Raw genomic sequence first — 6984 nt, 5'->3', positions numbered from 1 at the left:
GGGTCATGATGGACTTGAACCATCGACCAATGGATTAAAAGTCCACTGCTCTACCAACTGAGCTAATGACCCGCTCTTTTTTCCGCATTTTGGCTGTTGTTACCAATCGCCTGCTGCGGGCGCTTATAATACTTATTTAAATGCTGAGTGCAACAGAAAATATCTCTTTTTTTAAGTTTTTATGTCTAGTTGCCTAATTTTAGACCGCTTATGTCAAAAAGCAGTCTAATCAGGTCAAATCTACATTTGCGACAGACGTTCTGTGGCTAATTTAGCAGCGGTAGTACTTGGGTACTGATTAATTAAATCATTAAAGGTTTTAAGGGCTTGCTCGCCTAAACCTTGATCCGCTAATAAGTTTCCTAACTTTAACATTGCATCTGGGCGCTTATTAGAATTAGGGTATTCATTCACAACAACTTTAAAGTGCTCAGTCGCACCTGCTTGATCGTTTTGAATAGTTAACAGCTGACCTAACCAATAATGCGCATTAGATGCATACACTGAATTTGGGTATGTCGTTAAGAATGCTTGAAACTCAGGAATTGCTTGCTCATAACGTTTATCTTTCATGATTAACGCCACTGCACGCTCATAAGCTTCGTTTTCAGATAAGTCTGAACTGATTGCCTGTGATGCACCTACATCTGTATAAGTATTTGTAGGTTGAGTTTGTGTTGCAGCAGGCTGGCTATAAGCTTGGCTAACTCGGTTCTCAATTTCTTGATATAGCTCACGCTGACGTTGCAGTACTTTTTCAAGCTTATAGCTTTGCTCTTCTGTAATACCACGTACTTGGCTCACTTCGTCTTGTAAAATATTAAGCTGCTGCTGAAGCTCAGCTTGCAATAAATTACGTGACTTCATCATGTTTTCTAAAGCGACTAAACGCTTCTCAATGCTCGATTGCGAGCTTGCAGCTTCTGAAACAGGAGCGGGAGCAGCCCATAACTGGGTGCTCCCGCTTAAGATCATTGCTGCCAAAATAATTTTCGGCTTCATAATGACTCTTTATTAGTAAACTAATACTGCGCGACGGTTCTTCGCGAACGCTTCTTCAGTGCGAGACTTAACCATTGGCTTCTCTTCACCATAGCTCACTACTGACATTTGGCTAGCAGAAACACCTAAACTTTGTAAGTATTTTTCTACTGCTTGACCACGGTGCTCGCCTAGTGCGATGTTGTACTCAGGCGTACCGCGCTCATCAGCGTGACCTTCGATTAGTACTTTAACTGAAGGGTTTTGTACTAAGAATTCAGCGTGTGCTTGTAATAGTTCAGCATACTTGCTTTGGATTTTTGCGTTATCAAAGCCAAAGTAAATGATTTGCTCTTGACGTAACGCTTCGTATTTTTCACGAAGTGCTTCTTCAGCTTGTTGCTCTGGAGTAAGCGTTGCAACTTCAACAGTATCAGTGTTGTTTGATTGCTCAACCATACCTTGGTTAGATTGGTTTGCAGCACCTTCGTCAACACCTGAAGAAGAGCTACACGCCGCTAATGTCATCACTGGCACAGCAATTAGCAGGCCTTTTAAAGTTTTATTAAGTTGCATTTAATTGATTCCTATATTGAGTAAACCAGTATAATTACTGTAAATAAGGCGACCAAGCCGGTGCCTTAACTTGTCCGTCTAGCACAGGTAAGCGTGCTTTAAAGCGACCATCCATAGAAACTAACGCCAACACCTGTTTATTATTATGAAGCGTGCTGTAGATAATCATCGAGCCGTTTGGTGCGATACTCGGCGATTCATCAAGGCGTGTTCTAGTTAACACTTGGAACGCACCTGTAGCTAGCTCTTTCTTAGCAAGATGGTATTGACCGTTGGTACGGTTCACCATCACTAATTCTTTTCCATCTGGAGAAACCGAACCTGCTAGGTTCATATCTCCGTCAAACGTCATGCGTTTTGACCTACCAGTTTGCAAATTTAACTTATAAATCTGGGCATTACCACCCCTTTCAGACGTAAACACAATATCTTGCCCATTAGGGAACCAAGATGGTTCAGTATCTATACTACGGTGATTTGTAAGGCGTCTTTCTTTGCGAGTTGCAAGGTCTAAAACATATACTTCTGTTGCACCATTGCGGTCTTTAGAAAGCACTAATAGTAGCTTTTTGCCATCAGGTGAGAACTGTGGCGCACCATTAATACCAGGGTGACTTGTGATCAGCTCACGTTTACCCGTGTATAAATCTTGAATGTAAATTTGGCTTTGACGATTTTCAAATGTTACATACGCAAGCTTAGTACCATCTGGTGACCATGCCGGTGACATTAATGGCTCTTTAGAACGAAGTAATACTTGCTCATTAAAACCATCATAATCAGCAACGACTAACTGATAAGGCATTGCCTGATTTTCTCTCACAATAACGTAGGCAATCTTCGTTAAGAATGCACCTTTTTCTCCAGTTAAAGCTTCGTATACAACATCACTGATACGGTGAGCGTAGCGGCGGAAACCCGTTTCAGCTATTACACTTTCTCTTGCATCAAGAATATGGTCTTGGCTTTTAACTAACTTACCGTTACTCATCATCTGTGTTTGACCACCCGTGATCTGACCACGAATAACATCAATAAGCTCATACTTAACTAAGTAACGTCCACCTGGCTGTTGTTCAACTTGACCAACAAGAACGGCTTCGACACCTTTATTAACCCATGCAGCATAGTCAACGTCAGTATCAGTTGCTGGTAATTGAGGCATTGTTGCTACATCAATAGGTTTAAATTTACCACTACGCATTAAGTCTGCTGCAATAACAGTACTTAACTTTTCAGGGATGGGGCCTACCCCATTGTATTGAAATGGCACAACTGCAATCGGACGTGCACCATCAACACCTTCGGTAATAACAATTTCTAGTGCAGCACTGGCGATGCCATGAAAGCCCAGTAATACAATAAAACATGCTGTTTTTATCTGGTTGAACATATCATTCCTTTAGAATTCTGGCTTGATTGTTAAATTAATATTTTTAAGTTGCTCAAATACGTCTTTATCGGGTGATACCGGGAGTGTATCTGCCATACGAACAGCTCGAAGCGCAGCTTCACACACTAATTTATCACCACCTAATGACTTAACTTGTGTTACTAAGCCATTAAAGCCAAGACGAATATTTACACGACATTGTTTATTCTTCATCTTTTCATCGATAAGTAAAGTTTGCTGAATACGTGCCATTATTAAGGCTTTGTATTTGTCGACTTCACTTACAATTTGCTGTTGACGAACTTTATTTCGTGCAGCTTGCTCAGCAGCTAACTGCTCTTGCAACATTTGCTCTTGCAATGCTTGCTGGCGTTTACGCTCGGCTTCGGCTTCTTTGCGTTTACGTTCAGCTTCTGCTTCGGCAGCTTTACGCTTACGCTCTTCTTCCGCTTTCTTTAACGCCTCTTCTTCAGCTTTGCGCTTTTCTGCTGCAGCTTTTGCTGCTGCTTCAGCTTCTTGCTTTTGCTTTTCGGCTTGTTGCGCTTTAGCACGTTCTTTTTGCTGAATTTCACGTGCTTTTTTCGCTTGTGCTTCGGCTTCTGCTTTTTCTTTCTCTTTCGCGCGGCGCTGTTGTTCTAGCTTTTTAAGACGACGGTCTTCCGCTTCACGTTGCTTGCGCGCGTCATTGGCACGTCGTTCAAGATCACGAAGACGCTTTGCTTCAGCTTGTTTTTTCGCTTCTTCTTGCTTTTTTAGCTCAGCAATTTTTTGTTCAACCTTTTGTTGGTCTACCGTAACTGCTGAAACAGCCTTTTCTGGCTCAGGCATAGCTGGATTCAAAGTTACTTCCATTACCTTAGGAGTAGGTAAATGAAAACTAGCTGATCCAATTAAAAAACCAATAATACCCAGATGTAATAGAATCGATTTGATTAATGACTCACGCATACTAACCCTCAAATGATTCGGTCATTAGACCCACTGAAGGCACACCGGCATTTTTCAAAAAGTCCATGAGTAGCAGTACTTCTTGATAAGAAACACGGCCCGAACCTTTGATCATCACTGGCGTATCTGGATTCTTTTGCAGCTGAAGTTTAATCACTGCAGCAACATCCAACGCTTCCATTGGTGCTTCAGGATCTGTACCAATACTTACATAGTACTTACCTTCAGCATCAATTGACGCAATAATTGGAGGCGTATCTTTAGTATCAACAAGATCCGATTCTTCCATCTTTGGCAAATCTACTTTTACGCCATGAGTAATAAGTGGCGCAGTTGCCATAAATATGATTAGTAGTACCAACATTACGTCAATGTAAGGAACTACGTTTATCTCACCTACTGGGCGACGTTTCTTACGCTGGTACATTCGCTTTAGCCTCTATTTGCGCAGCAGCTTGGCGGTGTAAAATATTGGCGAACTCTTCCATGAAGTTAATATAATTACCTTCAAGCTTTTCTACTTTGTTTGCAAAACGGTTGTAAGCAATAACAGCTGGAATTGCAGCAAATAAACCCATTGCTGTTGCGATTAGTGCTTCAGCAATACCTGGCGCTACCATTTGTAGCGTTGCTTGCTTAACTTCACCTAATGCGATAAATGCGTTCATAATACCCCACACCGTACCAAACAGGCCGATGTAAGGACTAATAGAACCCACGGTTGCTAAAAACGATAAACTTGACTCAAGCTTTTCAACTTCACGCGATAAAGCAACACGCATTGAACGGTGTGTGCCTTCCATAACAATACTTGCACTTTGTGGTGAATTTTTCTTATGACGTGCAAACTCTTTAAAACCTGCAACGAATAATGCTTCAACACCTGATGCGCCACCAGGACGCGCTGATACTTCGTTGTATAATTTACTTAGGTCAATACCCGACCAAAACTTCTGCTCAAAGCGCTTTGCGCCATTAAGTGCATCAGAAATCGCTTTTTTACGCTGAAAGATAATTGCCCATGACATTACCGACATACCGACTAATGCCAACATTACTAGCTGGACAAGTACACTGGCTTCTAGAATAAGATCTAAAAAGTTAAGCCCTGATCCCACGTTAAACTCCTAAAATAGATTTCTATGTAATTTGTTATATTTTTTACACTTGTATTTATTGACCACAAAGGCGGCCAAAAGTTACATCTAGTGTATCTAGTCAGCTATGAACTGACAACGCTCTTGCTGTGAATTAGCGGCAAATAACGGTAAAAAGCAATTTGCTTAGTTATTTTTTAGCCATATTAGGTTTTATCAACACATTTACGCATATTTTCACCTTAATAATAAGTCACTAGAATAGCTCTCAAAAGCAACCAAAACAGCCAAAAACACGACGTTTATTCATAAATTACGCATAAACACCCAAAAGCACTTTTGCAAATCTACTACAGAATACTTAAACTAATCCTGAATAAAGATCACAAAATTTATAAAAACCCTTTTATTCAGAAGGTTAAAAACAAAATAGTTACAAAGTGAACAAAAAGAAAACAATTCAATTTTTAGCTCACATTAGTTTTTTTTATCTGAAAATAAAATTTTTCTAGTTTGAAGAAAAATCCATCATTGCGTATTATTTACCTATACCGAGCTAGCAACCTCATGAAAGTTTCTTTCATCAAGCTCCGTTTTTAGCAATATGAAGTTTCGTATTGCACTAGGTTTACTTAAATCTGGATAAAACCTTTTTTAAGTAGACCGTAGTTCCCTGGATTACTTCCTTCAACTTGTTGTTTGCCCGCATCCTTATGCGGGCTTTTTTTTGCCTACACAAACGTCAATGAGAATACCTATCGATAACTTAACAGCATGTGAATTACAGATGTTAAAATGAGACAACAACCCAGTGGTTAGTGGTTAGTGGTTAGTGGTTAGTGGTTAGAACAAAGTAAAACTAATATCATCTATAGCAAGCTTTTTGTTAATTACACAAAAATAAAACCACCCTCTCGATCAACTAATATCTAACTTCTGAAATCTAACTACTAAAAACCCCGCTTCGCGGGGTTTTTAGTTATTTTTCTGGCGTTAATCCAAAGTGTAAATAAGCGATGTCTGAAACAAGTCGTCCGCGTGGGGTGCGTTGTATAAAGCCTTGTTGAATTAAAAACGGCTCTATCACATCTTCAATGGTTTCTTTTTCTTCGCCAATTGCAGCCGCTAGGTTATCAAGTCCAACGGGGCCGCCCATAAATTTTTCGATAATAGCTAACAGGTATTTTCTATCCATGTAGTCAAAACCGCTTTTATCGACATCAATCATATCGAGGGCTTGCTCGGCAACTGTAGCATTCACTTTACCGTCTGATTTCACTTGGGTGTAATCACGAACGCGGCGTAATAAACGATTAGCTATGCGAGGTGTACCACGTGAGCGCTTGGCGATTTCTGTAGCGCCTTCATCGCACATGGTTAAATCTAAAAAGCTTGCTGAACGGGCAACAATTTTTGAGAGGTCTTCAACTGAATAAAACTCTAATCGCTGTACGATGCCAAAACGGTCTCTAAGTGGTGAGGTGAGTGAACCTGCACGCGTTGTTGCACCAATTAAAGTAAATGGCGGCAAATCAAGCTTTATTGAACGTGCTGCGGGGCCCTCACCTATCATTATATCCAGCTGATAATCTTCCATTGCGGGATACAAAATCTCTTCGACTTGCGGGCTCAAGCGATGTATTTCGTCAATAAACAGTACGTCACCTTCTTCAAGGTTCGTTAAAAGTGCGGCTAAATCCCCTGCTTTTTCGAGTACTGGCCCTGATGTTGTTTTAATATTAACGTTAAGCTCGTTGGCAACAATATTTGCAAGTGTGGTTTTACCAAGGCCCGGTGGACCAAATATTAATAAGTGATCCAGCGCTTCACCACGATGGCGAGCGGCCTCGATAAAAATTTCCATTTGTTGCTTAACATGCGGCTGGCCTGTGTAATCGGTTAACAGCTTTGGTCGTATGGCACGATCAACACTGTCTTCGTTACTTTGTTCACTCGCATCTATTAAGCGATCTGCTTCAATCATGGTTT

The 6984-nt window shown here is 40.7% G+C and carries 7 protein-coding genes and 1 tRNA gene; all 8 read right to left on the bottom strand.

From position 1 onward, the window contains the following. Positions 1-72, bottom strand: a tRNA-Lys gene (locus tag ISP07_RS15965). A gap of 168 nt (positions 73-240) precedes the next feature. Beyond that, positions 241-1002, bottom strand: coding sequence for a tol-pal system protein YbgF (gene ybgF / locus ISP07_RS15960; RefSeq protein ID WP_054553017.1), 762 nt, complete (start codon positions 1000-1002; stop codon positions 241-243). A 12-nt stretch (positions 1003-1014) separates the two neighbouring features. Then, entirely contained in the window at positions 1015-1557 is a 543-nt protein-coding gene (gene pal / locus ISP07_RS15955; protein WP_054553016.1) for a peptidoglycan-associated lipoprotein Pal, read from the bottom strand. A gap of 34 nt (positions 1558-1591) precedes the next feature. After that, entirely contained in the window at positions 1592-2950 is a 1359-nt protein-coding gene (gene tolB / locus ISP07_RS15950) for a Tol-Pal system beta propeller repeat protein TolB (protein ID WP_054553015.1), read from the bottom strand. Between the two features lie 9 nt (positions 2951-2959). Beyond that, on the bottom strand, positions 2960-3898 hold the full coding sequence (gene tolA, locus ISP07_RS15945; RefSeq protein ID WP_054553014.1) for a cell envelope integrity protein TolA: 939 nt from the start codon (positions 3896-3898) through the stop codon (positions 2960-2962). A 1-nt stretch (position 3899) separates the two neighbouring features. After that, entirely contained in the window at positions 3900-4325 is a 426-nt protein-coding gene (tolR, locus tag ISP07_RS15940) for a protein TolR (protein WP_054553013.1), read from the bottom strand. After that, positions 4312-5016, bottom strand: coding sequence for a protein TolQ (gene tolQ, locus ISP07_RS15935; protein WP_054553012.1), 705 nt, complete (start codon positions 5014-5016; stop codon positions 4312-4314). The genes tolR and tolQ overlap by 14 nt, the downstream gene beginning before the upstream one ends. A 958-nt stretch (positions 5017-5974) precedes the next feature. Beyond that, positions 5975-6979, bottom strand: coding sequence for a Holliday junction branch migration DNA helicase RuvB (ruvB, locus tag ISP07_RS15930; protein WP_054553011.1), 1005 nt, complete (start codon positions 6977-6979; stop codon positions 5975-5977). Positions 6980-6984 lie beyond the last annotated feature (5 nt).

The organism is Pseudoalteromonas sp. PA2MD11 (genome assembly GCF_017808125.1).
Lineage (GTDB): Bacteria > Pseudomonadota > Gammaproteobacteria > Enterobacterales > Alteromonadaceae > Pseudoalteromonas > Pseudoalteromonas simplex.
This window is presented reverse-complemented; position numbering and strand designations above follow the sequence as displayed.